Here is a 1,464-nt window from a genome sequence, read left to right on the forward strand (position 1 = left end):
ATGCTTGAGATGGTCACTCCGCAAAGGCATCGTAATGTGCCATGATTGAAAAAGTTATCAAGCAAGATCAATCAAATATACGGAGTGACCGTCATGAAATATAGCGTAATCAGCATCGACTTGGCAAAGAATGTCTTTCAACTCTGTGCTTTCAATGAAAAAAGGGAAATTGTACTTAATAAAAAAGTAAAAAGAGCTAACTTAATCAATGCTCTCAGGCAATTTCCTGCTTCTTTAGTTGTGATGGAAGCCTGTTACAGTTCAAATCCCTGGGGTAGGCGGATCATGAAATTAGGGCATACCGTAAAATGTATTCCGGCTTTCGCGGTAAAACCCTTTTTAGTCGGTAATAAAAATGATGCCAATGATGCTATAGCCATTGCCGAAGCGTCTTTTAGGCCAACGATTCGTTTTGTAGAAATCAAAACACTTGAGCAACAGGATATTCAGTCATTACAGCGTATACGAGAACGTATGATAAAAATCAGGACTGGTGATATAAACCAGCTTCGCGGTTTAATGGCTGAGTATGGTGAAGTGGTTGCGACAACACCTGGAGCCTTACAAAAAGCCATCCCAGGTATATTGGAAGATGCCAGCAATGAGCTGACATTTGTGGCGCGTAAGTTTATCCGGCGTTTATCTGAGAATATCGAGCAAATCAGTAAACAAATACAAGAAGTCGATACGGAGATTAATGCGCTGATTGGTACGAAAGAAGAATATCAGCTTTTGCGGTCTGTTCCTGGCGTTGGCCCTATTGTTGCGGCTACGGTTATGGCAAGCGTGCATGATGTGAATGTCTTTAAGAATGGTCGTCAGTTTGCTGCTTGGATTGGATTAACCCCTTCGCAATATGCCAGTGGTGAGACAAGCAGGCTGGGAAAAATCACGAAACGTGGCAATCAAAGTATGCGCAAAATGTTGATACATGGGGCACGGACGGTACTTAACTGGTGTGACAAGAAAAACGATAATCTCAGTAAATGGTTACAAGCGATTAAACAGCGCATGCATGGCTGTAAATCTATTGTGGCTTTCGCCAATAAACTTGCCCGGATTATCTGGGCTGTGTTAGCCCATAAGACGCCTTTTAATGCCAGTAAGGCATGTGCTTAATAGATTGTTTTTACAAACATTATGATATAGAAAAATTCAGCAGGTGAAACGGTAATATGCACTGATGAATTAAACGGTTACGTCTTATTTGGAACCTCAGTTGGGACATTTGCCAATAAGGCATTTTGGATGCGAAGGCAAATAAGACATCATTTGGATCTCATGAGGGCACGGCTTGTTAACCCTAATCGCAATAAGCCATAAAGATGCCGGATATATGTCATAAGACCGTTGTTTCATTGGGAAATAAAGCTGTTTTGCAAAGGTGGCATATAGCAGAAGCAGGCAAAAAGAAGAGAAAATCCCCAAATCTATTTGACTCGGGGGGAGTGACCATATATGTCC

General features: G+C 41.5%; 1 protein-coding gene. It reads left to right on the plus strand.

From position 1 onward, the window contains the following. Nucleotides 1-93 precede the first annotated feature (93 nt). Nucleotides 94-1,119 carry an IS110 family transposase gene (locus QL234_RS31870; RefSeq protein WP_281561750.1) on the plus strand — a complete coding sequence of 342 codons (1,026 nt, stop codon included), beginning with the start codon at nucleotides 94-96 and terminating at the stop codon, nucleotides 1,117-1,119. Nucleotides 1,120-1,464: the final 345 nt, after the last annotated feature.

This window comes from Thalassomonas sp. RHCl1 (assembly GCF_947387555.1).
Classification (GTDB): domain Bacteria; phylum Pseudomonadota; class Gammaproteobacteria; order Enterobacterales; family Alteromonadaceae; genus Thalassomonas.

Coding starts and splice junctions, on each gene's coding strand:
- QL234_RS31870 (WP_281561750.1), top strand. CDS start 94: ATGAAATATAGCGTAATCAGCATCGACTTGGCAAAGAATGTCTTTCAA.